Raw genomic sequence first — 25,302 nt, forward strand, 5'->3', positions numbered from 1 at the left:
GCCCGTCGTGAACCGCGTCGTGAGTCCCGCCCGGAAGCCCGGGGTAATCCGGGCCGTGGACTCCGCCCGGACACGGGTCCCGGCGTCGTCACGACCCGGCCTCGTCGATGGCCTTCTGCGCCTCGGACTGGGCCTGCTCCAGCGCCTCGGCCGGGGCCTGCCCCTCCAGCAGCACGCGGATGCCCGCGTCCTCCCACGCCTTCTTGAACTCCGCCGCCGCGGCCGACTGCGGCACCGCGAACCCGACCGGCTGCACCTCGCGGATGACCTTGACCGCGTCGTCGAACGGCTTCCTGCCGCTCGGCCGGACGACCTCGCCGAAGATCGTCTCGTCGGCCTTGGCGTTCCCGGTGTAGGTGCCGATGTTGACCTTGCCCTCCTGGGCCCGCTTGTCCTGGCGGGCCCTGGCAGCGGCGATCCAGGTGTCGGCGGCGGTCATCGTCTTCATCCAGCGGCAGGCCGCCTCCGGGTTGCGTGCGCCCTTGGGGACGACCCAGGCGTTCCCGCCGACGTAGTTGACCGGCTCGCCCCGCCTGTCGCGGAACGGCAGCACGGTGATCCCGACGTCGGGGCTGCTCCCGGCCATCGAGCTGACCAGGAACTGCTCGCTCAGCATCATGCCGACCTGGTCCTTGACGAACGGGTTCTCGGCGCCGAAGAAGTCCCAGGTGTCCACGTACGCCTTGAGCCGCTTCCAGCCGCCCTGCCGCTCCACCAGGTCGTGGGTGTACCGCAGGGCCTCGACCACCTTGGGGTCGTCGAGCGCGGCGGTGCGGCCGTCGGCGGACAGGAGGTCGGCGCCGTTGGCCTTGGCCCACAGGGGGAGGAACTCGGGCAGCTTGGGGTTGAACCCGAACCTTTCGATCCTGCCGCCGTCGGTCCTGGACATCTTCTCGGCCAGGCGGCCGAGGGCGTCCCAGTCGGAGGTGTCGATCGAGGCCGGGTCGACCCCCGCGTCCTCGGCCGCCTTGTCGTTCACGATCAGCACGACGGAGTTGTAGAACTCGGGGATGCCGTACCACGAGCCCCCGTACTTGACCTGCGCCTGCGCGGCCGGGTAGTAGTCGCCGGCCGGGATCGACTCGCGCGACACGCACGCGTCGATCGGCTGGATGGCGCCGCGGGCGGCGTAGCTGCCGATGCGGTCGCGCGACAGGTAGACCACGTCCGGCGGGTTCCCCGCGGCGACGGCCGAAAGGAAGGCCTGCTCGTCGAACGCGCCCTCGTTGATGTTGACCGTGACCTGCGGATTCGCCTTCTTGAACAGGTCCACCCGGACGGAGGCGATCTCGTCGGGGAGGCCGAAGCCCATCGTGGTGAGCGCCTGCCCGGCCGTCCGGCCGTCGCCACCACCTCCTCCGCCCCCTCCGCCGACTCCGCCGCACGAGGAAAGGACGAGGATGCCGGCCACGACGACGGCGCCCGTTGAACGGGACATGGCTACCCCTTTCACGGCCTTTGACTGGTCGAGCGCCTTACCGGGAAAGGGGTCGGTCAAACGTGCCGGGCGGTGCAGGTCAGCTAGGCTGCCCGGATGGACGCCGATCTTCTCGTGCACGAGGCGTGGCCGGCCTGGGAGCGGCGGGCGCTCGGCGGCTGGGTGCTGCGGTACGCGGGAGGCGTGACGAAGCGGGCCAACTCGGTCCTGGCGACGGGACCGGCGGACGACCTGGACGCCGCGATCACCGCCGCCGAGGCCTTCTACGCCGAGCGCGGCGCGCCGTGCGTCTTCTCGATCGGCGCCGCCGCGTCGCCCGGCCTGGACCGCGCGCTGGACGCGCGCGGGTACGCGCTGGTGGACCCCACCGTCGTCATGGCGGGCGCGATCAGGGGCGAGCCGTCGGCGCCGGTACGCGTCGAGCCGCGGCCCTGGCGCGACTGGCTGGAGACGTGGTGGGAGGTCGACGGCGGCCGTGCCGGTGGGCTGGAGGCGGCCGAGCGGATCCTGACGGGTGTGCCGGCGCTCTACGCGGCTGTCGAGGAGGGCGGTGTCCCGGTCGCGGTCGGCCGGGGCGTGCCGCAGGGCGACACGCTCGGGATCTTCTGCGTGGCGACGGCTCCCGCGGCCCGCCGCAGGGGGCTGGCCAGGGCCGTCCTGCGCGCCCTGGCCGCCGCCGGCGGGGCGCCTGGCGCGTACCTGGCGGTCACGGAGCGCAACGCGGCCGCGCGGGCGCTCTACGAGAGCGAGGGCCTGGAGCCGAAGGGCCACTACCACTACCGGGCCGGGCCGGCGGCGGACGCGGGGGTCCTCACCGGGCCTGGGCGGCCGGCGCGACTCCGGCGCAGACCGCGATGGACGGTGAGCCGCCGCGCGGCCCGCGAGGGGACCGGGAGCCGCCGTCCGGCCGGCGAGGGGACGGTGGACGTCGCGCGGCCCCGGAGGGGACCGGAAGCCGCCGTCCGGCCCGCGAGGGACGTGCGGACGCCTCCCGGTCCGCGCGGGGACGGCGGGGTGCGGGGGGCGGGCGCGTGAGGCGGTCTGGACGCAGGACGGCGACCCCGGGAGTCCCGGGGTCGCCGTCCTGTCGAGATATATGTGGTTATGTCATCACGGCAAGCGCGTCAGCGCTCGTCGTTGGCGGCCATCTTCGGTGTTTCGCTGAGTCGAGCCGACTCATCCAGGATGTCGGCACCCTTCTCGCGCAGCGCCACGATGTGCTTACGCCCATGGTGGGCGCAGAACAACAGCTCCCCACCTACCGGCAGGGTCGCGCGAATGTACGCCTGGGCACCGCAACGGTCGCAGCGGTCGAGGGCCGTCAGCGGCTTAACGGGGGCAAGAGCTCCAGTCACGTATCGCCTTTCGGGTCACCCCCGCCGAAGCGAGGATCTGGCGTCAGTCACTTGGAACAACATCTAACCGGACGTGGACGTTCCCAACCCACAGGTCTCTACGCCCAGAGCGGAATGTGTCCGAAAGTAATGGGGATCACCCTGCTGGTAACGGCAAACATGGCGCCATGGCAAGCTTGTACGCGTGCGTGAGGGAAGAACGGTAAGCTGCGCACAGGTGTTCGAACGATAGACCCGGAGGGCTGGAGTGACGCTAGTGGAGGCGGGTTACACGGCTCGTCACCTCTCGGTGCTTGAGGGCCTCGAGGCCGTCCGCAAGCGCCCGGGGATGTACATCGGATCCACCGACAGCCGCGGGCTGATGCACTGCCTCTGGGAGATCGTCGACAACGGCGTGGACGAGGCGCTGGGCGGTCACTGCGACCGCATCGAGGTCGAGCTGCACGCGGACGGCTCCATCGAGGTGCGCGACAACGGCCGCGGTATCCCGGTCGACGTCGAGCCCAAGAGCGGCCTGGCCGGCGTCGAGCTGGTCTACACCAAGCTCCACGCGGGCGGCAAGTTCGGCGGCGGCTCCTACACCGCCTCCGGCGGCCTCCACGGCGTGGGCGCCTCCGTGGTCAACGCCCTGTCGGCGCGGCTCGACGTCGAGGTCGACCGTGACGGCAAGGTCCACGAGATCAGCTTCCGGCGCGGCGTGCCCGGCGTGTTCGACGGGCCTGGGCCGGGCGCCAAGTTCAAGAAGAAGTCCGGCCTGCGCGACGGCGACAAGCTGCCGGCGAAGGTCACCGGCACGCGCGTGCGCTTCTGGGCCGACAAGCAGATCTTCCTGCCCGACGCCGAGGTGTCGCTCGACGAGATCCACGTCCGGCTGCGCCAGACCGCCTTCCTGGTGCCCGGTCTCACCCTCGTGGTGATCGACAGCCGCCACGAGGAGCAGGTCCGCGACGAGTTCCGGTTCGAGGGCGGCATCTCCGAGTTCACCGAGTTCCTCGCCCGCGACGAGGCCGTCTGCGACGTGCTGCGCCTGCAGGGGGTGGGCCACTTCCGCGAGACCGTGCCCGTCCTCGACGACCAGGGCCACATGACCTCCACCGAGGTCCAGCGCGAGCTCACCGTCGACGTGGCCGTGCGCTGGGGCAAGGGGTACGAGTCCACGGTCCGCTCCTTCGTCAACGTGATCGCCACCCCCAAGGGCGGCACCCACGTGACCGGCTTCGAGCGCGGCCTCGTCCGCACGGTCAACGAGCAGCTCCGCGAGACCCGCCTGCTCAAGAACGGCGACGACCCCGTCACCAAGGAGGACATCCTCGAAGGGCTCACCGCGGTCGTCACCGTCCGCGTGCCGGAGCCGCAGTTCGAGGGCCAGACCAAGGAGATCCTGGGCACCTCCGCCGCCACCCGCATCGTCTCCCACGTCGTCAGCCGCGACCTCAAGGAGCTGTTCGACAACCCGCCGCGCGGCTACAAGCAGCCGCTGCGCGCGGTGCTGGAGAAGATCGTCGCCGCGGCCAAGGCCCGCATCGCCGCCCGCGAGCACCGCGAGAACCAGCGCCGCAAGAGCGCCCTGGAGAACTCCGCGCTCCCCGCCAAGCTGGTCGACTGCCGCAACGACGCCGTCGACCGCAGCGAGCTGTTCATCGTCGAGGGCGACTCGGCCCTCGGCACCGCCAAGCTGGCCCGCGACTCGGAGTTCCAGGCCCTGCTGCCGATCCGCGGCAAGATCCTCAACGTGCAGAAGGCGTCCGTCAGCGACATGCTGAAGAACGCCGAGTGCGCCGCCATCATCCAGGTCGTCGGGGCCGGCTCCGGCCGCTCCTTCGACCTCGACGCCGCCCGTTACGGCAAGGTCATCCTCATGGCCGATGCCGACGTCGACGGCGCTCATATCCGCTGCCTGCTGCTCACGCTCTTCCACCGCTACATGCGGCCCATGGTCGAGGCCGGGCGGGTCTTCGCCGCGGTCCCCCCGCTCCACCGCATCGAGCTCACCAACCCCGGCCGCGGCAAGGACAAGTACATCTACTGCTACTCCGACGGGGAGCTGCAGAAGGTCCTGCGCGACCTGGAGCGCCGGGGCAAGCGCTGGAAGGACCCGGTCCAGCGCTACAAGGGCCTCGGCGAGATGGACGCCGACCAGCTGGCCGAGACCACCATGGACCCCCGCCACCGCATCCTGCGGCGCGTCCGCATCGAGGTCGCCGAGGAGGCGGAGCAGATCTTCAGCCTGCTGATGGGCAGCGACGTGGCGCCGCGCCGCGAGTTCATCGTCAAGAGCGCGGCCGAGGTCGACCGCGACCACATCGACGCCTGACCTCCGCCGGGATCAGTCTACGGGGATCAGGCGGCCCGTCTTCACGTCGTAGATGGCGCCGGCCACTGGCATGCCCGCCGGCAGGAACGGCGACGACGTGATGCGGGTCAGGTCGTGCCGGAGCGCCTCACCCTGGTCGGGCACCATGTGGAACTCCAGGCTCCGGGTGTCCACCCCCTGGTCCTGGGTGAGCTGGTAGACCTCCGCGTCGGTGGCCTTGGTCATGCCGCAGTCGGTGTGCGGCATCACCAGGACACGCTCCACGCCGAGCAGGTAGACGGCCAGCACGAGCGTGCGCAGGACGTCGTCGGTGACCCTGGCGCCGGCGTTCCTGAGGATCTTCGCGTCGCCCGGCTGCAGGCCCAGCAGGCCCAGCGGGTCGATGCGGGAGTCCATGCACGTGACCACGGCCAGGCCGCGCGCCGCGCGTCCGGTCAGGTCGGAGCCCTCGAAGGTGCGGGCGAACTCCGCGTTGGCGGCAAACAGGTCGTCGAACGCATCCATGTCTCAGATGATCCCCCATGACCTCGATCTCAATGCGTCGGGGGGTGGTGAACTTGGGCCGGAGGTCGGCGAGTACGCGCGATCACTGCTAACTTAACGTGATGGTTCAGTAGCCCGTCGTGTGCATGATCGAAGAAGGTCGTCTTGAGCAGGTCCGAATCGCTCGCTGCGTATCTCCGCGCCCAGGCCCGGCGCTGTCTGGATCGAGTGGAGTCCGACGACGGCGGGCGCAACGCCAGGCGCGCCCTGGCCCTGCTCGACGCCGCCGCCTACGCCGGCGGGCTGCCCGAGGACGATCCGCTGATCCTCATGCTCGACCAGGCCGGCTGCTACGGGCCGCTCGGCTGCGAGGCGTTCGATCCCGGCGAGGCCGGCACCCGGCTGATCCGGGCCTGGGAGGGCGCGGAGCCGCACGAGCTCCTGCTGTCGCTCCCGGCCGCGATCACCGCCGTGCCGGAGCGGCACGACCAGGAGTACGGCACCACCCCTCACTAGGGACGGGAGCCCGGGCAGGCCGGGTGCCCGGCCCTCGGCGGGCGGCAGGTGTGTGGCGCAGACCCCGGGGTAACGGAGGCTGTCGTCGCCGGATGGCGAGATCGTCACTCATGGGGGGTGCATCCATGGAAGGCGTCGCACGATTTCGGTCGACGGTCGTCGACTGCCCCGACCCGAAGGCGCTGGGCTCGTTCTACTCGCGGCTGCTCGGCTGGCCGATCACCGTCGAAGAGGACGGCTGGGTGGTGGTGAGTGACGGCGGCTCGCCGGACCGGCTGGCGTTCCAGCTCGTGCGGGACTACCGTCCGCCGACCTGGCCGGAGGGGGAGCGGCCGCAGCAACTCCACCTCGACGTGCAGGTGGACGACCTCGACGAGGCCGAGAAGCGGGTGCTGGAGCTCGGCGCGACCAAGGCGGCCGTGCAGCCGAGCGAGGACGGCGGCGCTTCAGGGTCTTCCTCGACCCGGCCGGACACCCGTTCTGCCTGACGATCTGACGACGGCCCCCGTCCCACCACCGCGCGGGCTCCTTGACGTGGGCGGGCGGGAAGCGCATCATGAGATTATTCAACGAATGATGAAATCTGGTGGTCGTGATGGGTGGACGCTGTGTCATCATCGGGGGCGGCCCCGCCGGCATGGTCGCCGGCCTGCTCCTCGCCCGGGCCGGAGTCGAGGTCACGGTGCTGGAGAAGCACGCCGACTTCCTGCGCGACTTCAGGGGCGACACCGTCCACCCCTCGACACTCGACCTGCTCGCCGCCCTCGGCCTGGGCGAGCGCTTCGCCCGCCTGCCCCAGTACCACATCACGGAGGTCGCCTTCCCCGCCGGTGACCGCCGGGTGGTCTTCGGCGACCTGTCCCGGCTCAAGGTGCGTCATCCGTACATCGCGATGGTCCCGCAGTGGGACCTGCTCACCCTGCTCGCCGACGCCGCCCGTGAGGAGCCCGGTTTCACGCTGCGGATGCGCACCGAGGTCACCGGCCTCATCCACGAGCGCGGCCGGATCGCCGGCGTGCGCTACCGGACCGCCGACGGGCAGGACGGAGAGCTCCGCGCCGATCTGACCCTCGCCTGCGACGGCCGCTGGTCCGTGGCCCGCCGGGAGGCCGGGCTGCGGGTCAGGGAGCGGCCCGTGCCGTTCGACGTGTGGTGGTTCCGGCTGCCGCGCCGCCAGGAGGACGACCTCGGGGCGCTCATCCCGCGCGTCACCGGCGACCGGCTGCTCATCGTCCTGCCCCGCGAGACCCACTTCCAGGTCGGCTACATCGGCCCCAAGGGCTTCGACCGCGAGCTGCGGGCCCGCGGCCTCGAACCGCTCCGCCGCGAGGTCGCCGACGCCGCACCCGACCTGGCCGGCGAGGTGGCCGGCCTCACCTCGATGGACGACGTCAAGCACCTGGACGTCCGGCTCAACCGGCTCAACCGCTGGCACGTCGACGGGCTGCTGTGCATCGGCGACGCGGCTCACGCCATGTCGCCCGTCGGCGGCGTCGGCATCAACCTGGCGGTCCAGGACGCGGTCGCCGCCGCGACGCTCCTCGCCGGCCCGCTCCGCCACGGGCGTCCGACTCCGAAGGCCCTGGCCCGGGTACGCTCCCGCCGGCTGTTCGCCACGGTCGCCGTGCAGGCCCTCCAGCGGATGATGCACCGGGCGCTCGTCGTACGGGTCCTGCGCGGCACCTGGACGGGCCCGCCCGCGCCCCTGGTGCGGCTGCTGCGGCTCTTTCCCGCGCTCTCGTACGTCCCCGCCTACCTCGTCGGCGTCGGCCCCCGCCCCGAACGCGCTCCGGCCTTCGCCCGCCGCGACCCCGAGCGGATCCCCTCGACGGATGAACCGCCCCGCCGATGACCGTACGACAGGGTCGCCGGAGGGGCGGAGACCCACCCGACCCGTCGCTCGGGCGGGTGGTGCCCGGCCGGGGTCACGGGACGGGTGAGCCCGGGTCTCGGGTCAGGCTTCGGGCGGCGTGGACGGTTCGAGGGCGGGGCCGGAGCCGAGGGCGCCGCCGATCGCGCCGATGGTGTGGGTGAGGCGGACGCCTGAGCCGTCACGGCGGCCGATCTCGTCCGGCAGCGTCACCGGCTTGCCCACCGGGGAGACCGCCTTGGCCGGAGCCGGGCCCGCCCAGGCCAGCAGCAGGACGTCCTCGCCCTTCAGGAACCGCTGGGCGCGCACCCCGCCCGTGGCCCGGCCCTTGGCCGGGAAGTCGGCGTAGTCGGACACCTTGCCCCCGCCGATCTGGGTGCCGGGCAGGGCCGTGGAGGAGCCCGCCACGGTGACCACCTGGGCGGGCCTGGACGGGTCGACGGCGCCGAACCAGATCACCCGCGCGCCGTCGTCGAGGCGGACGCCCGTCATGCCGCCCGCGGGCCGCCCCTGCGGCCGGACCAGCGACGCCGGATAGCGCAGCAACTGGGCCTGCGAGGTGATGAACACCAGGTCGTGCTCCTCGGACTCCAGCTCGACCGCGCCAACGACCGTGTCGCCGTCCTTGAGCGTGATCACCTCGAAGTCGTCACGGTTGGCGGGGTATTCGGGCACCACCCGTTTGACCACCCCCTGCGCGGTGCCGAGCGCCAGGCCGGGCCCCGACGGGTCGAGCGAACCCAGCCCGACCACGGTCTCGTCAGGCTCCAGCGACACGTACTCGGCGACGGGATGGCCGCCCGACAGCGACGGCGGAGCGGCCGAGGCGGGCAGCGTCGGCAGGTCGACCACCTGGACACGGATCAGCCGGCCCCGCGACGTCACCACGCCGACCTCGCCCCGCACGGTCGTGCGTACGGCGGAGACCAGCACGTCGTGCGGCGACCGGCCGCCCTCGCCGGGCAGCGCCCCGGCGTCGGCGGTGCGGGCGAGCAGGCCCGTGGACGACAGCAGCGCCAGGCACGGGTCGTCGGCCACCTGCAGCGACACCACGGGGGTGCGGGTCTGACCGGTGGCCTCGCGCAGCTCGGTGCGGCGCGGCGTGCCGTACTTCTTCGCCACGTCGGCCAGCTCGCCGGAGACCACCTGCCGCAGCCGGGTCTCCGACGACAGGATCGCGGTCAGCTCGGCGATCTCCTCGGTGAGCGTCTCCTTCTCGCGGTCGAGCTCCAGCTTGTCGTAGCGGGTGAGCCGGCGCAGCGGCGTGTCGAGGATGTAGGCGGCCTGGACCTCGGTCAGGTCGAACACGCTCATCAGCCGCTCGCGCGCCTGCGCCGAGTCGTCGGAGGCGCGGATCACCTGGATGACCTCGTCGATGTTGAGCAGCGCGACGATGAGGCCGTCGACCAGGTGGAGCCGGTCCTCGCGCTTGCGGCGGCGGAACTCCGAGCGCCGCCGGACGACCTCCAGCCGGTGGTTCACGTACACCTGGAGCAGCTCGCGCAGGCCCAGCGTGCGCGGCTCGCCGTCGACCAGCGCCACGTTGTTGATGCCGAAGGTCTCCTCCATCGGCGTCAGCCGGTAGAGCTCCTCCAGCACCGCCTCGGGGATGAAGCCGTTCTTGATCTCGATGACCAGGCGCAGGCCCTTGTGCCGATCGGTGAGATCCTTCAGGTCGGCGATGCCCTGCAGCTTCTTGCTGGTCACCAGCTCTTTGATCTTGGTGACCACGCGCTCGGGGCCGACGTTGTAGGGCAGCTCGGTGACGATGATGCCCTTGCGGCGCGGGTTGATCTGCTCGACCGTACAGGTGGCGCGCATGCGGAAGGTGCCGCGCCCGGTCTCGTAGGCGTCGCGGACGCCCTGCAGGCCGATGATGGTGCCGCCGGTCGGCAGGTCGGGGCCGGGCACGAACGTCATCAGCTCGTCGAGCGTCGCGGCCGGCTTCTTGATCAGGTGGCGGGCGGCTGCGACGACCTCGGTCAGGTTGTGCGGCGCCATGTTGGTCGCCATGCCGACCGCGATGCCGGTGGTGCCGTTGACCAGCAGGTTGGGGAAGGCCGACGGCATCACCGTCGGCTCGGTCTCCTGCCCGTCGTAGTTGGGCTTGAAGTCGACGGTGTCCTCGTCGATCGACTCCACCATGAGCATCGCCGCCGGGGCCAGCCTGGCCTCGGTGTAGCGCATGGCGGCCGGGAGGTCGTCGAGGGAGCCGAAGTTGCCGTGGCCGTCGATCAGCGGCAGCCGCATCGAGAACGGCTGCGCCAGCCGCACCAGCGCGTCGTAGATGGCGCTGTCACCGTGCGGGTGGAGCTTGCCCATCACGTCGCCGACCACGCGGGAGGACTTGACGTGCCCCCGCTCGGGCCGCAGCCCCATCTCGCTCATCGAGTAGAGGATGCGGCGCTGCACCGGCTTCAGCCCGTCGCGGGCGTCGGGCAGCGCCCGCTGGTAGATGACGGAGTAGGCGTACTCCAGGAAGCTGGTGCGCATCTCGGACGACACGTCGATGTCGACGATGCGTTCCTCGAAATCCTCGGGAGGGGGTGCGGCGGTGCGTCGGGCCATGTCGAACATTGTGCCGAAGAAACGCAGGTGCGTGCGACACCGACCCAGGAGAGGCCCCTCTTCGGGACCCGGTGAAGAGGACGGACGCCCAGGAAGTTCCCCACGGTTCCGCCGTCCCGGCTCGGAATCGTCGGCCGGACCTGGTAACAAGGGACCCATGATTGACGCCCCCGACGCGGCGATGCTGCGCGAACAGGCCGAGGAGAGGCTGCGGGCGCTGGCGGGCGAGCACGCCCGGCTGCGTGACGACCAGTGGGCCGCCATCGAGGCGCTCGTCGTCGACCGGCGGCGGGTGCTGGTCGTGCAGCGCACCGGCTGGGGCAAGTCCGCCGTCTACTTCGTGGCCACCGCCCTGCTGCGCGCGCTGGACGAGGGGCCGACCGTCATCGTCTCGCCGCTGCTCGCCCTCATGCGCAACCAGATCGCCGCCGCCGAGCGTGCCGGCATCCGCGCCGTGACGATCAACTCCGCCAATCCCGAGGCGTGGGAGGAGATCTACGGCCAGGTCGCCGACGGCGAGGTCGACGTGCTCCTGGTCAGCCCCGAGCGGCTCAACAACCCCGACTTCCGCGACCACGTCCTGCCCGAGCTGGCCGAGAGCGCCGGCCTGGTCGTGGTCGACGAGGCCCACTGCATCTCCGACTGGGGCCACGACTTCCGCCCTGACTACCGCAGGCTGGCCACACTCTTCGCCGAGCTGCCGCCCGGGATCCCCGTGCTCGCCACGACGGCCACGGCCAACGCCCGCGTCACCCGCGACGTCGCCGAGCAGATGGGTGACGACACCCTGGTCCTGCGGGGGCCGCTGGAGCGCGAGAGCCTCCACCTGAGCGTCGTCCGGCTCCCCACCGCCGAGCAGCGGCTGGCCTGGCTGGCGCAGACGCTCCACGAGCTGCCCGGCTCCGGCATCGTCTACACCCTCACCGTCGCCGCCGCCCACGAGATCGCCGGCTACCTGCGGGAGCAGGGCCACGAGGTCGCCGCCTACACCGGCCAGACCGAGCCGGCCGAGCGGCTGGCGGCCGAGGAGGCGCTGCTCGACAACAAGATCAAGGCGCTGGTGGCGACGAGCGCGCTCGGCATGGGGTTCGACAAGCCCGACCTGGGGTTCGTCGTCCACGTCGGCGCCCCGCAGTCTCCGGTCGCCTACTACCAGCAGGTGGGCCGGGCCGGCCGCGGCGTCGAGCGGGCCGAGGTGATCCTGCTGCCAGGCGTCGAGGACCGCGAGATCTGGGCCTACTTCACCTCGCTGGCCTTCCCGCCCGAGCCGGTCGTCCGGACCGTGCTCCGGACGCTGGAGGAGCGGGGCGTCATGTCCACGCCCGCCCTGGAGAGCGCCGTCGACCTGAGCCGCACCCGCCTGGAGATGATGCTCAAGGTGCTCGACGTCGACGGCGCGGTACGCCGGGTCAAGGGCGGCTGGCAGGCCACCGGCGAGCCGTGGGCCTACGACACGGAGCGCTACGCCCGCATCGCCGCCGAGCGCGAGGCCGAGCAGCGGGCCATGCTGGGCTACCTCACCACCGACCGCTGCCGCGAGCACTACCTGCGCGAGCTGCTCGACGACGAGGCCGCCAGGCCGTGCGGGCGCTGCGACAACTGCACCGGCCGCCACCGCTCGCCCGACATCGCCGCCCCGGCCGTCGAGCGCGCCCGCGAGCGGCTGGCCAGGCCCGGCGTGGAGATCGACCCGCGCAAGCAGTGGCCGACGGGCCTGCCCGACCTGTCCGGCCGGATCAAGCCCGAGCTCGGCGCCGAGCCCGGCCGGGCTCTCGGCCGGCTGACCGACATCGGCTGGGGCAACCGGCTGCGCGAGCTGTTCGACGGCCCTGACGGGCCGATGCCCGACGACATGTTCGCGGCCGTGGTCCAGGTGCTGTCCGCGTGGGAGTGGAAGCAGCGGCCGGTGGCCGTGGTGAGCGTGCCCTCCTCGACCAGGCCACAGCTGGTGCGCGCCTTCGGCGAGCGGCTGGCGCAGGTCGGTCGCCTGACCTACCTCGGTGAGCTGGGCTACCGGTCAGGGCCGCCCGGCCGGCAGTTCAACAGCGCCAAGCGGGTCCAGGCCGTACGGGCGACGCTGGCCATGCCGAAGGAGCTGGGCGCGGCCGTGGCGGCGTGCGGCGGCCCGGTGCTGCTGGTCGACGACCGCGTCGACACCGGCTGGACGATGACCCTCGGCGCCGCCCTGGTCCGCCACGCCGGGGCCCCGGGCGTGCTTCCGCTGGCCCTGGCCGTCGCGTCCTGATCAGCGGCCCGCCGGCGCTCACAGGCGCGGGCGGGCTCCCAGGTGGACGATCGCCTTGGAGGCCAGGCCGCAGCCGGAGCTCAGCGCCTCCGCCGGGGGCTTGCCCGCCAGCCACGGCGGCAGGAAGCCGGCGCAGAACGCGTCGCCCGCGCCCGTGCCGTCGACGATGCGGTCGACCGGCTCGGCCGCCGCCCGCACCGGCTCGGGACGGCCGTTGCCGTACCACAGCGCGCCCTCGGCGTTCATCTTGATCACGACCTCGGGGAACCACGCGGTCAGCACCTTGGCCGCCGCCTCGGGGTCGTCGCGGCCGGTCAGCACCTTGGCCTGGTCGGCGTTGGCCAGCAGCAGCTTGGCGCCGCTGGTCCACTCGAGGAACGGCTCGGCGCCCGTACGCTCCAGAGGGGCCGCGGAGGCGCAGTCGACGGAGATGGACATCCCCGAGCGGCGCGCCATGTCGAGCGCGGCCAGACCCGCGTCGCGCGAGCCCTCGTTGATCAGCGTGTAGCCGGACAGGTGGAGGTGGCCGCCGCCGAACAGGTCGCGCGGCAGGTCCTCGGGCGCCAGCGCGGCGTTGGCGCCGGGGTCGGAGAGCATGGTCCGCTCGCCCTTGTGGGTCACGAGCACCACGCAGGTGCCCGTGGGCCGCTCCGGGTCCATGACGAGCCGGGCGTCGACGCCGTAGCCCATCAGCTCCATGTCGCGGTTGCGGCCGGTGATGTCGGCGCCTCTGCGGCCGATGAAGGCCACCTCGGCGCCCTCGACCGCCAGCCACGAGGCGATGTTCGCGCCCGAACCGCCTCCGTGCATGGTCACGACCGCGGGCGTGTCGCTCGCTCTGGCGAGCGCATAACGGGCGCGCGCCACCGCGTCGGTCATGAGATCGCCCACCACGACGACCCGCGTCATGATGCCACCACCTTGCCTGCTGCCTACCGATCGACCCTGGCCACGGCAAAACTAACAGCTTCGGGGCTGCTCGTGGGGCGGACCTCGGAGACCCGGCCTGAGTCGATGCACATCCGTTGCCCAACGGCACCGGAGATTCTTGGCATGTGGGATGGGGGTTTAGTCTCGGGGCTGTGGAGGCACAATATCCTGCTCACTGGGAAGCGGACGTCGTCCTGGCCGACGGCGGCACCGCGCACGTGCGCCCCATCAGGCCCGCCGACGCCGACCGGCTGCGCGCGTTCTACTCGCGGCTGTCCGAGGAGTCCATCTACTTCCGGTTCTTCGGCCCGCGGCCACGGCTGTCCGACCGCGAGGTGCGGTGGTTCACCAACGTCGACTACGTCGAACGGGTCGCCCTGATCGCCACGATCGGGGCCGAGATGGTGGCGGTGATCCGCTACGACCGCACCGGACCGGGCGAGGCCGAGGTGGCGTTCCTGGTCGAGGACGCCCACCAGGGCAGGGGAGTGGCCTCGGTGCTGCTCGAACACCTCGCGGCCACCGCCCGCGAGCGCGGCATCGAGCGCTTCGTCGCCGACGTGCTGCCCGCCAACATGAAGATGATGGGCGTGCTGCGCCAGGCCGGCTACACCGCCGAGAGCCGGTTCGCCGACGGCGTGGTCCGCATGACGCTAGACCTGACCCCCACCGAGACCTCCACCGAGGTCACCCTCGCCCGCGAGCACCGCGCCGAGGCCCGGTCCATCGCCCGGCTGCTGGCCCCCGGCTCCGTCGCGGTCATCGGCGTCTCCCGCGAGCCCGGCGGCGTCGGCCAGACCGTGCTGCGCAACCTGCTCGCCGCCGACTTCGCCGGCCCCGTCTATCCCGTGCACCGCGAGGCCCGCGCCGTGGCGGGCGTGCGCGCGTACCCGAGCGTCGGCGCCATCGACGACGACGTCGACCTGGCCGTCGTGGCGGTGCCCGCCGGGAGCGTGCTGGACGTGGTGGAGGAGTGCGCCCAGAAGGGCGTGCACGGCCTGGTCGTGGTCTCCTCCGGGTTCGGCGAGACGGGCGAGGAGGGGCGCGCCCGTCAGGACGAGCTGGCCCGCATCGCCCGCGCCCACGGCCTGCGCGTCGTCGGCCCCAACTGCCTCGGCATCGCCAACACCGCCCCCTCCGTCAAGCTCAACGCCACCCTCGCCGCCACCGTCCCCTGCCGGGGCGCCGTCGGCTTCTTCAGCCAGTCGGGCGCGCTCGGCACCGCGCTGCTGCAGCGGGTGGCGCAGCGGGGCATGGGCATCTCGTCGTTCGTCTCCGCGGGCAACCGGGCCGACGTGTCGGGCAACGACCTGCTGCAGTACTGGGAGGAGGACGGCGCGACCGAGGTGATCCTGCTCTACCTGGAGTCGCTGGGGAACCCGCGCAAGTTCACCCGGCTGGCCAGGCGGATCTCCCGCAGCAAGCCGATCGTGGTGGTCAAGAGCGGCGGCACCCCGTCCGGCCACTCCGCCCGGGAGCTGGGGCTGCCCGACTCGGCGATCAGCTCGCTGTTCGAGCAGGCGGGGCTGATCCGGGTCGACGACCTCATCCAGCTCTTCGACGTCGGCCAGCTGCTGGCCTACCAGCCGCTGCCCGCCGGGCCGCGGGTCGCCGTGGTGACCAACTCCGACGCGCTCGGCCTGCTCGCCGCCGACGCCTGCGTGGCCGCCGGCCTGTCGCCGCGCGCGCCGGTCAACCTCGGCGCGGGCGCCGGGCCGTCCGCGTTCGGCAAGGGGCTCGCCGGCGAGCTGGCCTCACCCGAGGTCGACGCGGCGGTCGTGATCTACATGCCGCCCATCCCCGGCGACGCGGCCGGGGTTGCGGCCGAGCTGCTGCGGGTGTCCCAGAGCGTCCTGAAACCGGTGCTGGCCACGTTCCAGGGGCATCTCGGCATGCACCCGCACCTCCAGACCGGCCCGGTGCCCGAGCGCGGCTCGATCCCCTCGTACGCGGCCCCCGAGGAAGCGGTCCGCGCCCTGGCCCAGGCGGTCCGCTACGCCCGATGGCGCGCCGAGCCCACCGCGCCGCCTCCCGAGCTGGAGGACGCCGACACCGCCCGCGCCCGAAACCTGGCGTCCGAGACGCTCGCCGCCGCCCTCGTCGACGAATCCCGCGAACCCGCGGGCGTCCCGCTCGCCGGCGGCACCCCGGAGACGGCCGGCTCCAGCGGACAGGCGACTGCGCCGGCCGGTGCGTCGACGGGCTCCTCGGACCCGGGCGAACCCGGCGACGACGGGAGCCCGGCGCGGGAGGGCGCGGGACGCGGCAGAGCCCCGTACTTCGCGGCGGCGGGCCCGCCGGTGGAGGCCGACGCCACCGAACTGCTCGCCTGCTACGGGATCGCCGTCTGGCCCGCCCACGTGGTCGGCTCGGCGGACGAGGCCGCCAGGGCCGCCGAACGGCTCGGCTGGCCGGTCGTCCTCAAGGTGGCCGGCCCTGACGCCTCCAGGCGGGCGGGCACCGTGCGCCTCGGGCTGCCGACCGCCGACGCCGTCCGGCACGCGTACGGGGAGTTCTCCCAGCAGTTCGGCGAGGGGACCGAGCTGGCCGTGCAGCGGATGGCGCCGCAACCCGCCGTGCCGACGGTGGTGAGCGTCGTGGAGGATCCCGCGTTCGGTCCCGTCGTGTCGTTCGGGCTGGGCGAGGTGACCGCCCGGCTGCTGGAGGACCGCGGCTTCCGGCTGGCGCCGCTCACCCGGGAGGACGCGGCCGGGCTGGTGCGCTCGGTGCGGGCCGCGCCGCTTCTGTTCGGCGAGTACGGCTACCCGCCGGTGGCGGTTGACGCCCTGGAGGATCTGCTGGTCAGGGTGAGCCGCCTGGCCCACGACCTGCCGGAGCTGGCCCGGCTCGACCTCGACCAGGTGCTCGTCGGCGAGGACGGCGTGACGGTGCTCGGCGCCAGGGCCGTGCTGCGCACCCCGGCGGGCCCCCGCCTCGACGGCGGCCCCCGCAGGCTGAGCTGACCGTCCCGGCTCCCAGGCGGTACGGAACGCGAGACGTTATACAGCGTTACGCCGCGCGGGTGGTTGCACTGCGTGGCCCTGGCAAACTGGATCCATGAGGGAAACCCGAGTCTCAGCCGCGGGCCTGCGTGAAGCGATCGAGCGCAGCGGCTACTATCCCGACCTCGTCACCGATGCGGTCGAATCCGCGCTGGGCAAGGAGGCCGTCACGGCCTTCGTGGTGCACCACGAGGCCACCTTCGACCCCGCGATGGAGGTGCGCAGGCACGTCACCGTGCTGGTGCTGACGGCCGCGAGACTCCTGGTCTGCCACACCGACGAGCATCCGGCGGTGGAGGGCGTCTCGACCGCGCACGCCTCGACCACCACCGAGGCCGTCCAGCTCGGCCGCATCCAGTCGGTGGCGGTCACCCGGGTGGTTCCCGAGCCCGCCTCGTACGTTCCCGGCGTCCCCCCGACGGAGGTCACGCTGACGATCGGCTGGGGCGCCATCTCCCACGTCGACCTGGAGCCGGCCACCTGCGGCGACGAGAACTGCGAGGCCGACCACGGCTACACCGGCGCCATCACCGCCGACGACCTGTCGCTGCGGGTCAGCGAGGCCGCCGACGGCCCGGAGGCGGTCACCCACGTCCTGGCCTTCGCCAAGGCCCTGTCCGAGGCCACCGCCCGCACCGCCGCCTGACCAGGGCTGCGTCCGCCGGCGTCTCCCCGGAGGGCGGCGACCTTCATCCGCCTCCCGCGGCTCGGCGCTCTCGCGGGTCTTCCAACGGGTGAGAGGGTCCGGCCGTCCCCGGTTCCGCGCGTCCGCCGGTTCACCCGGCAGGTGCGAGATCTTCGCCTGGGCCGGCGAGGAACGGGGCCGATAGGATTCGGGGCATGACGAACGGGCCCCTGGTTCCGGCGTACGGCGCCGGCTCGCTGCCCGACCTGTCCCAGTCGCTGCTGGCGGCCCTGGGCCTGGACGTGCCCAACCCCCTCGGCCTCCCGCCCGCCGAGCGCACGTGCGTGTTCCTGGTCGACGGCCTCGGCGCCGAGCTGCTCGCCGCGCACGCCCCGGCGGCGCCGTTCCTGGCGAGCCTGCTGGGCGGCTCCCGTACGCTGAACGCGGGATTCCCCGCCACCACCGTGACGAGCCTGTGCTCGCTCGGCACCGGCGCCCCGCCCGGCGAGCACGGGATGCTCGGCATGAACCTGGCCGTCCCCGGCACCGGCCGCCTGCTCAACTGCCTGAGATGGTCCGGCGTTCCCATGGACCCGCTCGAATGGCAGCCCGGCGAGACCGTCTACCAGCGGGCGGCGGCGGCCGGCGTCGAGGCCGTCTACGTGGCGCCCGCCGCGTTCGAGGGCACGGGGCTGACCGGCGCCGTCTTCCGCGGCGTCCGCTACGCGGCGGCCGAGACCGTCGATGACCGCGTCGCCCGGGTGCTGGCCGAGCTGCGCCGCCCGCGCGCCCACGTCACCGTCTACTACGGCGACCTCGACGCGATGGGCCACATGACCGGCTGGGGCAGCGCGGAGTGGCTGGAGCAGCTGGCCGTCGTCGACGCCATGGCCGAGCGCATCGCCGCGGGGCTGCCTCCCGGCTCGGCCCTCTACGTGACGGCCGACCACGGCATGGTCAACGCCTCGGAGAAGCTCGACGCCGAGGCCACCCCCGAGCTGGCCCACGGGGTCGAGCTGCTCGGCGGCGAGGCCCGCGCCCGCCACGTCTACGCCCGGGAGGGAGCCGCCGGCGAGGTGCTCGCCGCCTGGCGCGAGGTGCTGCGCGGCCGGGCCTGGGTGGTGTCGCGGCAGGAGGCCGTCGAGTCCGGCTGGTTCGGCCCGCGGGTGCGGACCGCGTGGCTGGGCCGCATCGGCGACGTGATCGCCGTCCCGTACACCGACCTGGCCATCACCGCCCCGTCCGTCAACCGGATCGAAGCCCTCTTCACCGGCTACCACGGCTCGATGACCACATTCGAGCAGAACATCCCGCTCCTGGAGGTGAGCACCCGGTGACCGGCCCGCTGATCACCCCGTCCGCCCTCGCCGCGCTCGGCGAGGTCACCCTGCTGGACGTGCGCTGGCGGCTCGGCGGCCCGCCCGGCCTGGACCTCTACCGCGAGGGCCACCTGCCGGGCGCCGTCTTCTGCGACCTCGACGCCGTCCTGGCCGGGCCGCCCGGGGAGGGCGGACGCCACCCGCTGCCCGCGGCCGACGCGTTCGAACGGGCGATGCGGCGGCTCGGCGTCTCCGGCGCGCGGCCGGTCGTGGTGTACGACGACACCGCCTCGACGGCGGCGGCCCGCGCCTGGTGGACGCTGCGCTACTTCGGGCATCGCGACGTCCGGGTCCTCGACGGCGGGCTGCCGGCCTGGAGTGCGTCCGGGCTGCCGATCGTCAAAGAGGAACCCGTGCCCGCGCCCGGCGACTTCACGGCCCGGCCGGGCGGGATGCCCGTGCTCGACGCCGAACAGGCCGCCGCCCTGGCCTCGTCCGGCGTGCTGCTCGACGCCAGGGCCGCCGAACGCCACCGCGGCGAGGTCGAGCCGATCGACCCGGTGGCCGGCCACATCCCGGGCGCGGTCAGCGCTCCGACCACGGAGAACGTCACCCCCGACGGCGCCTTCCTGCCCCCCGGCGAGCTGCGGCGGCGCTTCGCCGAGCTGGGCGTCCGCGAGGGGCGCCCGGCGGGCGTCTACTGCGGCTCCGGCGTGACGGCCGCCCACCAGGTGCTCGCCATGGAGGTGGCCGAACTGACCGCCGCCCTCTACGTCGGCTCCTGGTCCCACTGGGTGACCGATCCATCCAGACCGGTCGCCACCGGCTGACACCACGCGATCCGCCCGGCAGCGGGCAAAGAGCCTGTCTGCGTGTACGTACGGTCATCCCGGCGGGTGAAGGGACCGTGCGGGCGTCGTACGAACACTTCGGCGGGTGGATGGACGCCCGAAAGCCGATACGGTCACGCGGGTGGCCGGACGGGCCGTTCGCCCGTGCGTGGCGGAGGCCGGAGGTCTCCTTCGGCGGGACGCCCGGCCGGCGCGGACCCGGGAGCCGGGCCGCCGGCGGCGGGCGGGTTCGGCTCGCGCGGCACCAGCGGCTGGTCGCCCGCTCCGAAGCAGGTGAACGCGGCGATGCCGGTCTGGGCGGAGGCGAGGGCGAGAGCTGACGCCGGGGTGTGGCCGGCGGCGAGCAGCTCGTGGAACCGGCTCATCACCGCCAGCGCGTCCTCGTCTCCCACCGGCACCATCCCGGCCACCACGCATGTCGCGCCCTGAGCCAGGAACGCGCCCGCCAGCCCCAGCGGCGCGCCGTCCGCCGGCGTGCGGGCCATGCCCGAGTCGCACGCCGACAGCACCACCAGCCGGGCCGTGCGCGCGCCGCCGAGCAGGTCGTAGGCCATGAGCGGGCCGTCGTCCAGCGTGATGCTCGACAGCAGCGGGCTGCGGGCGTGGAACACCCCGTGCGCCGCCAGGTGGACGACGTCGCAGGAGGCCAGGGCGGCCAGCACCGCGTCGCGCCGGGCCGCCACCGGCCGTGCGCCGGGATGGGCGGCGACCACCCGGTCCACCTCCTCCCGTGCGTACGCCAGGCCCGGTCCGGCGGCCGCGGCCACCGCGAGCGATCCCGCCGCGCCCGTCCGCGCCCCGGCGGACCGTTCGGCGGGCCCGCCGTACGGGACCGGAGCCGGGCCGGGCCGTGCGGCGCCGGGGGAACCCGCAGACGAGGAGACGGCCGAGGAGACGGCGCAGCCGGGCTGTGCGGCGCCCGGGGGCCTCGCGGACGAGGAGACGGCGTGGCCGGATCGCGCGTCCGCGGCTCCGCGGGCGGCGGTGAGCCAGGAACGGGCGCTGGCCGCCACCGTCACCGGGCGTTCGCGCAGGCAGGGGAGCGCCGACCAGGGGAGGGTGTGCAGGACGCCGGTCGGCACCAGCACCAGCGGACGATCGCCCAGCTCGGCGGCGAGCGGAGCCAGCAGGAACCGCTCCAGCTCGGCGCCGGCCGCCGCGATCGGCTCCGCCCCGGCGGCGCCGTCGTGCAGGGCGGCCCGGCGCAGCGAGTAGCGCAGCCGGATCAGCGACTCCCCGGCCTCACGCAGCGGCCCGAGCGACCGCAGCGCCATCCGCTCAGCCGTCACCACCACGGCGAACAGCGAGCCGTCGTCCGTGACGTACTCGACCAGCGCCGCCCGTCCGAGCGCGGCCCGCACCTCGGCCTCTCCCGCGCCGTGCGGGGAGCGGGCGTGGACCGGCGCCGCGACGGCCCGCCAGCGTTCCGCCCACGCGAACACCTCCTCGGCGCACCCGTCGCGCACCGCCAGCCGCAGCCCGAACGCCGCCAGCCGTTCGCCCGCCCGCGCCGCGTGCGCCCGCACCGACGGGTCGTCCAGGCTGTCCATGCGGCCGCCCATCCCGGCGAGCCCTTCCTCCGCGGCGCGGAACGCGGCCGGGATGTCCTCCCGCAGCGCCGCCGCCAGTGCCAGGGCGTGCTGGCGCACCAGCGGCGGCACCTGCCCGGCCGGGACGCACCCCTCTTGCGCCGGCGGGGTGCGCCGCGCGCCGGGCGGGATCGCCGGCCCTTCCTCGGTGAGGCGGGCGAGCTGGGCCGAGGCCGCGGCGGGGTCGCCGAGCGCCAGCGCGGTCTCGGCCGCCGTCAGCCGCAGCGAGGCGGCCTCGGCCAGGTGGGCGGAGTCCCGTTCCAGATCGTCGGCGCACGCGACCAGCTCCGCCAGCAACGCGGGCGTCGGCGGCTCCAGCGCCAGGCGGGAGCGGAGCACGACCTCCCTGGCCAGAGGCAGCCACGCCCGGCGGTCCTGATCGGACAGCTCCCGCATGGCCCGTTCGGCGACCGCCACGGCCTCGCGCGCGTCGCCTGTCAGCAGCTCCACCTGGGCGAGCTTGAGCCGCGCCTCGGCCAGCGCCACCCGCGCGCCGGACTCCTCCAGGTCGGGCACGGCCAGGCTGAGCAGCGCCCGCGCCTCGCCGGGCAGGTGGGCGGCCAGCAGCGCGCCCGCGAAGTCGGCCCGCATCGTCGCCAGCCGCTCCGGGTACCCGAACAGGGTGTCCTCGGCCTCCCGGTAGTGGGTGAACGCCCCGCCGATGTCGCCCCGCCGTACGGCCAGGAACGGCAGGTTGGCGGCGGCCAGCCGCACCAGGTGGGACAGCCCGGCGTGACGGGAGATCTGCAGGCAGGCGCTGATGTCGCGCATGGCCTGATCCCAGCCGCCCCGGTAGGCGTGCACCAGCCCCCGGTTGAGCAGCCCGCCCGCCAGGAACCGGCGGTCGTCGACGGTGCCGGGAGCCGCCACGAGAGCCCGCAGCGCCCGGTCGCAGGAGGCGACCGCCTCCTGGTAGCGCCCCAGGTGGGCGAGGGCCACGGCGCGCTGCGTGTCGAGCTTGGCCCGGTCGAGCGGCGACAGGTAGGCCCACGCGAGCGCGGCCATCCTGAGCGCCTGCAGCGGATGGCCCCGCTCGGTCCGCACGGTGACGAGGGAGAGCCTCGCCTGCGCCACCCGCTCGGCGGGCGCGCCCGGTGTCCGGACGGCCTGCCGCAGCCGCTGCTCGGCGGCCTGTAGATCGCCCAGCTCACGTGAGGCCAGCGCCATCGCGCGCAGCGCCACGGACGCGGCCTCGCCGTCGCCGGCCTTCTCGGCCGCCTCCAGCACCGTGCGCCCGGCGCGCAGCGCCTGCCGCGGGTCGATCACCGAGCGCAGCACCGCCATCTCGGCCGCGCGCACGAGCAGCGCGCCGCCGGAGGAACGGCCCGGTGTACGGGTGAGCCGCGGTGTCGCCATGCGCCGCCTCGTGGGGGGAAGCGGGCCGGGACCGGAGGGGTGCGGGCCCTCCGCCCCGGGCCGGGGGGTCAGGGTCGGACGCGCACCCATCTCGTCTGGACGGGCGCGTGGCCGGGCCGGTGGCAGACGACGCTGAGCCAGCCCGGAGGCAGGCCCGTGGCCGCGAACTGGCCCGTGCTGGCGAGACGCCTGGTGAGCGTCAGGTGGGGGGTGCGGATGTCGACGTGGCACCCTTCACCGGGCGGCGGGCACACCTGCCCCGCCACGTCGAGCAGGCCGTCGCCGACGGTCACCTCCAGGTCGAAGGTGAGATCGTCCGTCACGAAACGGACCGTCTGCGGGCTCTCGGCGCCGCGCACGCCCCGCGCGGCGTTGTAGCCGGCGGGGCGGGCGGTCACCGCGTGTGGGACCCGCAGGGCGAAGGCCTGGCGGGCGGCGGCGGACACGTGAGCGGGGATCGGGTCGTGCCCTGAGGCCAGCCGGAGGGCCGCCAGGAAGTACTCGTCGTCGATCATTGCACCGTCTCCTGCAGTGAGATCAAGGTGCGCAGTTTCTCCAGGCAGCGGGCCCGGGTCGGGCCGACGCTGCCGATGGGGAGCCCCAGCCGCACGGCCACCTGCCGGCTCCCGAGATCGGACGCGACCAGCGTGAGCAGGCTGCGGCAGGGCTCCTTCAGCGCGGAGACCGTCTTCCAGAGCAGGCGGTTGCCGTCGGCCTCCAGGACGGCCGACTCGGGGTCGGGGTCGTGGGCGACCTCGAACGGCGCGGGCGCGGGCCTGCTCTTCCTGATCAGCAGGAGCGCCTCACGGCGCGTGGTCGTCGCCAGCCACGCGCCCACCCCGGCGGGCTCCCTGATGTCGTGGAGGTGCTCGAGCAGGCGGAGCCAGGCGCCCTGGACCGCGTCGGCGGCGTCCGGCTCGTTGAGCCCGCAGGCGCGGGCGACGGCCCACATGCGGGGGCCGAACCGGGCCTCCAGCTCGTCCCAGGCGCTCTGGTCACCGGAGCCGGCCGCGAGCAGCAGCTCCGCGGGCTGGCGCGGATCGGGCATGCGGCCTCCTTCCGTAGCGGCGCAGGAGCGAGGGCTGGCTCCTCGTGATCGCCTGGGAACTGAGAGTGAACTCTACAGAATCGACGGAACGAGAACTCCCAGATCCGGAATTTGCCGGGTCTCCCTCAGGCGGAGAAGCTCCTCGGCCGCCTGCCTGGCCGGTCGGTCGGAGGCGGCCGCGGCGATCGTGCCTGCCACCAGGGCGGTGGCGAAGGACGTTCCGCTCCAGATCGCGTACCCGGCGAACTCGTCGCGCTCCAGGAAGCTGCTGGCCAGCCAGTCGCCGCGGGCGCAGGCGTCGACCCAGCCGCCGTACGCCGAATAGGGGGCGCGCCGGCGCTCGTCGGCGTCCACGGCGCCGACGGCGAGCACGCCGTTCAGCGCGGCGGGGTAGAACGGCCGGTCGGACGCCGTGTTGCCGGCGCACGCCACCGCCACCGTGTCGGGCAGCCCGGCCAGAGCGTCGGAGAGCAGGGGCGGCGGCCGGTCGTCGAAGGTGTGGCCGCCGAAGGACAGGTTGAGCACCTGTGGAGGACGGTCGCGCAGGCGGTTGAGCACCCGGACGACGGTCGCCTCGTCACCTACGCCCTCGCCGTCGAGCACCCGCACCACCCGGAGCGACACGCCCGGCGCCTGGCGGGCCAGCAGCCCGGCGATGAACGTGCCGTGGCCGGCCTGGGCGCCCTCCACGGCGTCGCGCGCGTCCTCGGGGACGTCCTCGAACCACTCGGCGCCGGCCCACCACTGATGCCCGGCCACCCCGGTGTCCAGCAGGCCCACCGTCACCTCCGACCGCGACCGTCCCTGCCGGTAGGGGACCGGGTCGCACGGGAACGGCCGCGAGGCGGGCCCGCCGAAGAACAGCGGCTGCCCGGTGAAGACGTGGTTGGGCGAGGCCCGGAACCCCTGCTCGCGCAGCTCGGCGGTCAGCTCGCACGGGTCGGCGCCGGGCGGGAGATGCACCACGCAGACCCCGTCGGCCTCGGACACGGCCCTGGTCCAGCGCGCCGCGGCCGACAGCGCGCCCCGGTCGGTCAGGACCTGGCCCGGCCGGATGAGGGCCTGGCCTGCAGGTTCGATGTCCATGAGCGGGTATTTATCCCCGTTGGAGCGGCTGTCACGCGTCACACGCGCACCAACTTGGTATGGCCCCCCTCTGGTGCCGGATTGCGACCGACGGTAGTCTCTCCCTAGTCACTTGTGATCACTCCCGCTGGACGAGGCCGTTGGGGAAGGCGCACCTCGTACCGAATCGGGAGGTCCGGTGTCTGCTCGTGGCGTGCTGTACGTCCACTCGGCCCAGCCCGCGCTGTGCCCGCACATCGAATGGGCGGTCGCGGGTGTCCTTGGCGTGCCCGTGGACCTGACGTGGACCCCGCAACCTGCCGCGCCCAATGTCGTGCGGGCGCAGGCGGAGTGGGAGGGACGTCCCGGCATCGCGGCCGCCATCGCCTCCTCCCTCATGGGGTGGCAGCGCCTGCGGTTCGAGGTCACCGAGGACGCCTCGCCGGGCGTCGACGGGTCCCGCCACGCGTACACGCCGACCCTCGGCCCGTACAGCGCCGTCATCGGGGCCTCCGGCGACATCATGATCTCCGAAGACCGGCTGCGCGCCGCCATGCTCATGGCCTCCCAGGGGCGGTGCGTGCTGGAGGAGGAGCTCGACAAGCTGCTCGGCAAGCCCTGGGACGAGGAGCTGGAGCCGTTCCGCTACGCCGGCGACGGCGCGCCGGTCCGCTGGCTGCACGCCGCCGTGTGACCCGCCCCCGAACACGCGGAAGGGCCCCGCACCA

General features: G+C 73.7%; 20 protein-coding genes. 11 read left to right on the plus strand and 9 right to left on the minus strand.

All coding sequences use genetic code 11. The annotated features are described in order from the left end of the window. Positions 1–88 precede the first annotated feature (88 nt). The gene (locus tag ACQEUU_RS36190; RefSeq protein WP_433075075.1) at positions 89–1,438 is read right to left on the minus strand and encodes an extracellular solute-binding protein; all 1,350 of its coding nucleotides are present in this window, start codon (positions 1,436–1,438) and stop codon (positions 89–91) included. A gap of 96 nt (positions 1,439–1,534) precedes the next feature. On the opposite strand from ACQEUU_RS36190, the gene ACQEUU_RS36195 reads away from it, so the two are divergent. Beyond that, complete coding sequence (locus ACQEUU_RS36195; RefSeq protein WP_433075078.1) at positions 1,535–2,473, plus strand: GNAT family N-acetyltransferase; 939 nt, start codon at positions 1,535–1,537, stop codon at positions 2,471–2,473. A gap of 89 nt (positions 2,474–2,562) precedes the next feature. Here the strand turns inward: ACQEUU_RS36195 and ACQEUU_RS36200 are convergent, their stop codons facing one another. After that, positions 2,563–2,793, minus strand: coding sequence for a DUF7455 domain-containing protein (locus ACQEUU_RS36200; protein WP_433075080.1), 231 nt, complete (start codon positions 2,791–2,793; stop codon positions 2,563–2,565). A 247-nt stretch (positions 2,794–3,040) separates the two neighbouring features. On the opposite strand from ACQEUU_RS36200, the gene ACQEUU_RS36205 reads away from it, so the two are divergent. Next, positions 3,041–5,107, plus strand: coding sequence for a DNA gyrase/topoisomerase IV subunit B (locus ACQEUU_RS36205; protein WP_433075083.1), 2,067 nt, complete (start codon positions 3,041–3,043; stop codon positions 5,105–5,107). A gap of 12 nt (positions 5,108–5,119) precedes the next feature. Here ACQEUU_RS36205 and ACQEUU_RS36210 read toward each other — a convergent pair whose 3' ends face one another. Then, positions 5,120–5,611: a beta-class carbonic anhydrase gene (locus tag ACQEUU_RS36210; protein ID WP_433075085.1), complete on the minus strand. Its 492-nt coding sequence runs from the start codon at positions 5,609–5,611 to the stop codon at positions 5,120–5,122. Positions 5,612–5,755: 144 nt separating this feature from the next. Here ACQEUU_RS36210 and ACQEUU_RS36215 point away from each other — a divergent pair, with 144 nt between their 5' ends. The 3 genes from ACQEUU_RS36215 (at position 5,756) to ACQEUU_RS36225 (ending at position 7,958) form a co-directional block, all read left to right on the plus strand. Continuing rightward, positions 5,756–6,106 carry a hypothetical protein gene (locus tag ACQEUU_RS36215; RefSeq protein WP_433075088.1) on the plus strand — a complete coding sequence of 117 codons (351 nt, stop codon included), beginning with the start codon at positions 5,756–5,758 and terminating at the stop codon, positions 6,104–6,106. 125 nt (positions 6,107–6,231) lie between these two features. Then, positions 6,232–6,594 carry a VOC family protein gene (locus ACQEUU_RS36220; protein WP_433075091.1) on the plus strand — a complete coding sequence of 121 codons (363 nt, stop codon included), beginning with the start codon at positions 6,232–6,234 and terminating at the stop codon, positions 6,592–6,594. 107 nt (positions 6,595–6,701) lie between these two features. Then, positions 6,702–7,958, plus strand: coding sequence for an FAD-dependent oxidoreductase (locus ACQEUU_RS36225; protein ID WP_433075094.1), 1,257 nt, complete (start codon positions 6,702–6,704; stop codon positions 7,956–7,958). 102 nt (positions 7,959–8,060) lie between these two features. Here the strand turns inward: ACQEUU_RS36225 and ACQEUU_RS36230 are convergent, their stop codons facing one another. Next, positions 8,061–10,553, minus strand: coding sequence for a DNA gyrase/topoisomerase IV subunit A (locus ACQEUU_RS36230; RefSeq protein ID WP_433075097.1), 2,493 nt, complete (start codon positions 10,551–10,553; stop codon positions 8,061–8,063). A 148-nt stretch (positions 10,554–10,701) separates the two neighbouring features. Here ACQEUU_RS36230 and ACQEUU_RS36235 point away from each other — a divergent pair, with 148 nt between their 5' ends. Then, on the plus strand, positions 10,702–12,789 hold the full coding sequence (locus ACQEUU_RS36235; RefSeq protein ID WP_433075100.1) for a RecQ family ATP-dependent DNA helicase: 2,088 nt from the start codon (positions 10,702–10,704) through the stop codon (positions 12,787–12,789). Positions 12,790–12,807: 18 nt separating this feature from the next. Here the strand turns inward: ACQEUU_RS36235 and ACQEUU_RS36240 are convergent, their stop codons facing one another. Then, a complete protein-coding gene (locus tag ACQEUU_RS36240) occupies positions 12,808–13,698 on the minus strand; it encodes a carbohydrate kinase family protein (protein ID WP_433075103.1) in 891 nt (296 codons plus the stop codon). A 173-nt stretch (positions 13,699–13,871) separates the two neighbouring features. Here ACQEUU_RS36240 and ACQEUU_RS36245 point away from each other — a divergent pair, with 173 nt between their 5' ends. The 4 genes from ACQEUU_RS36245 (at position 13,872) to ACQEUU_RS36260 (ending at position 19,495) form a co-directional block, all read left to right on the plus strand. Next, positions 13,872–16,682, plus strand: coding sequence for a GNAT family N-acetyltransferase (locus ACQEUU_RS36245; RefSeq protein ID WP_433075106.1), 2,811 nt, complete (start codon positions 13,872–13,874; stop codon positions 16,680–16,682). Positions 16,683–16,776: 94 nt separating this feature from the next. Next, a complete protein-coding gene (locus tag ACQEUU_RS36250) occupies positions 16,777–17,367 on the plus strand; it encodes a DUF5998 family protein (RefSeq protein WP_433075108.1) in 591 nt (196 codons plus the stop codon). Positions 17,368–17,561: 194 nt separating this feature from the next. Continuing rightward, a complete protein-coding gene (locus tag ACQEUU_RS36255) occupies positions 17,562–18,683 on the plus strand; it encodes an alkaline phosphatase family protein (RefSeq protein ID WP_433075111.1) in 1,122 nt (373 codons plus the stop codon). Beyond that, entirely contained in the window at positions 18,680–19,495 is an 816-nt protein-coding gene (locus tag ACQEUU_RS36260; protein ID WP_433075114.1) for a sulfurtransferase, read from the plus strand. The genes ACQEUU_RS36255 and ACQEUU_RS36260 overlap by 4 nt, the downstream gene beginning before the upstream one ends. A gap of 134 nt (positions 19,496–19,629) precedes the next feature. Here ACQEUU_RS36260 and ACQEUU_RS36265 read toward each other — a convergent pair whose 3' ends face one another. From ACQEUU_RS36265 to ACQEUU_RS36280, 4 genes are all read right to left on the minus strand, one after another. Next, the gene (locus tag ACQEUU_RS36265) at positions 19,630–22,461 is read right to left on the minus strand and encodes a CHAT domain-containing protein (RefSeq protein ID WP_433075117.1); all 2,832 of its coding nucleotides are present in this window, start codon (positions 22,459–22,461) and stop codon (positions 19,630–19,632) included. A gap of 68 nt (positions 22,462–22,529) precedes the next feature. Next, on the minus strand, positions 22,530–22,976 hold the full coding sequence (locus tag ACQEUU_RS36270; RefSeq protein WP_433075120.1) for a hypothetical protein: 447 nt from the start codon (positions 22,974–22,976) through the stop codon (positions 22,530–22,532). Then, on the minus strand, positions 22,973–23,509 hold the full coding sequence (locus ACQEUU_RS36275; RefSeq protein ID WP_433075123.1) for an RNA polymerase sigma factor: 537 nt from the start codon (positions 23,507–23,509) through the stop codon (positions 22,973–22,975). Before ACQEUU_RS36275 ends, ACQEUU_RS36270 begins: the two co-directional genes overlap by 4 nt. Before the next feature lie 72 nt (positions 23,510–23,581). Next, a complete protein-coding gene (locus ACQEUU_RS36280) occupies positions 23,582–24,595 on the minus strand; it encodes a S8 family peptidase (protein ID WP_433075126.1) in 1,014 nt (337 codons plus the stop codon). Between the two features lie 178 nt (positions 24,596–24,773). Here ACQEUU_RS36280 and ACQEUU_RS36285 point away from each other — a divergent pair, with 178 nt between their 5' ends. After that, entirely contained in the window at positions 24,774–25,268 is a 495-nt protein-coding gene (locus ACQEUU_RS36285; protein WP_270153207.1) for a DUF3145 domain-containing protein, read from the plus strand. The last annotated feature ends 34 nt before the right edge of the window (positions 25,269–25,302 follow it).

The sequence above is a fragment of the Nonomuraea sp. CA-218870 genome (genome assembly GCF_050936535.1).
Classification (GTDB): Bacteria; Actinomycetota; Actinomycetes; order Streptosporangiales; family Streptosporangiaceae; genus Nonomuraea; species Nonomuraea corallina.

Excerpts from the sequence above, each read along its gene's own strand:
- ACQEUU_RS36190 (WP_433075075.1), bottom strand. The coding sequence starts at position 1,438 with ATGTCCCGTTCAACGGGCGCCGTCGTCGTGGCCGGCATCCTCGTCCTT.
- ACQEUU_RS36195 (WP_433075078.1), top strand. The coding sequence starts at position 1,535 with ATGGACGCCGATCTTCTCGTGCACGAGGCGTGGCCGGCCTGGGAGCGG.
- ACQEUU_RS36210 (WP_433075085.1), bottom strand. The coding sequence starts at position 5,611 with ATGGATGCGTTCGACGACCTGTTTGCCGCCAACGCGGAGTTCGCCCGC.
- ACQEUU_RS36220 (WP_433075091.1), top strand. The coding sequence starts at position 6,232 with ATGGAAGGCGTCGCACGATTTCGGTCGACGGTCGTCGACTGCCCCGAC.
- ACQEUU_RS36225 (WP_433075094.1), top strand. The coding sequence starts at position 6,702 with ATGGGTGGACGCTGTGTCATCATCGGGGGCGGCCCCGCCGGCATGGTC.
- ACQEUU_RS36230 (WP_433075097.1), bottom strand. The coding sequence starts at position 10,553 with ATGTTCGACATGGCCCGACGCACCGCCGCACCCCCTCCCGAGGATTTC.
- ACQEUU_RS36235 (WP_433075100.1), top strand. The coding sequence starts at position 10,702 with ATGATTGACGCCCCCGACGCGGCGATGCTGCGCGAACAGGCCGAGGAG.
- ACQEUU_RS36240 (WP_433075103.1), bottom strand. The coding sequence starts at position 13,698 with ATGACGCGGGTCGTCGTGGTGGGCGATCTCATGACCGACGCGGTGGCG.
- ACQEUU_RS36250 (WP_433075108.1), top strand. The coding sequence starts at position 16,777 with ATGAGGGAAACCCGAGTCTCAGCCGCGGGCCTGCGTGAAGCGATCGAG.
- ACQEUU_RS36255 (WP_433075111.1), top strand. The coding sequence starts at position 17,562 with ATGACGAACGGGCCCCTGGTTCCGGCGTACGGCGCCGGCTCGCTGCCC.
- ACQEUU_RS36265 (WP_433075117.1), bottom strand. The coding sequence starts at position 22,461 with ATGGCGACACCGCGGCTCACCCGTACACCGGGCCGTTCCTCCGGCGGC.
- ACQEUU_RS36270 (WP_433075120.1), bottom strand. The coding sequence starts at position 22,976 with ATGATCGACGACGAGTACTTCCTGGCGGCCCTCCGGCTGGCCTCAGGG.
- ACQEUU_RS36275 (WP_433075123.1), bottom strand. The coding sequence starts at position 23,509 with ATGCCCGATCCGCGCCAGCCCGCGGAGCTGCTGCTCGCGGCCGGCTCC.
- ACQEUU_RS36280 (WP_433075126.1), bottom strand. The coding sequence starts at position 24,595 with ATGGACATCGAACCTGCAGGCCAGGCCCTCATCCGGCCGGGCCAGGTC.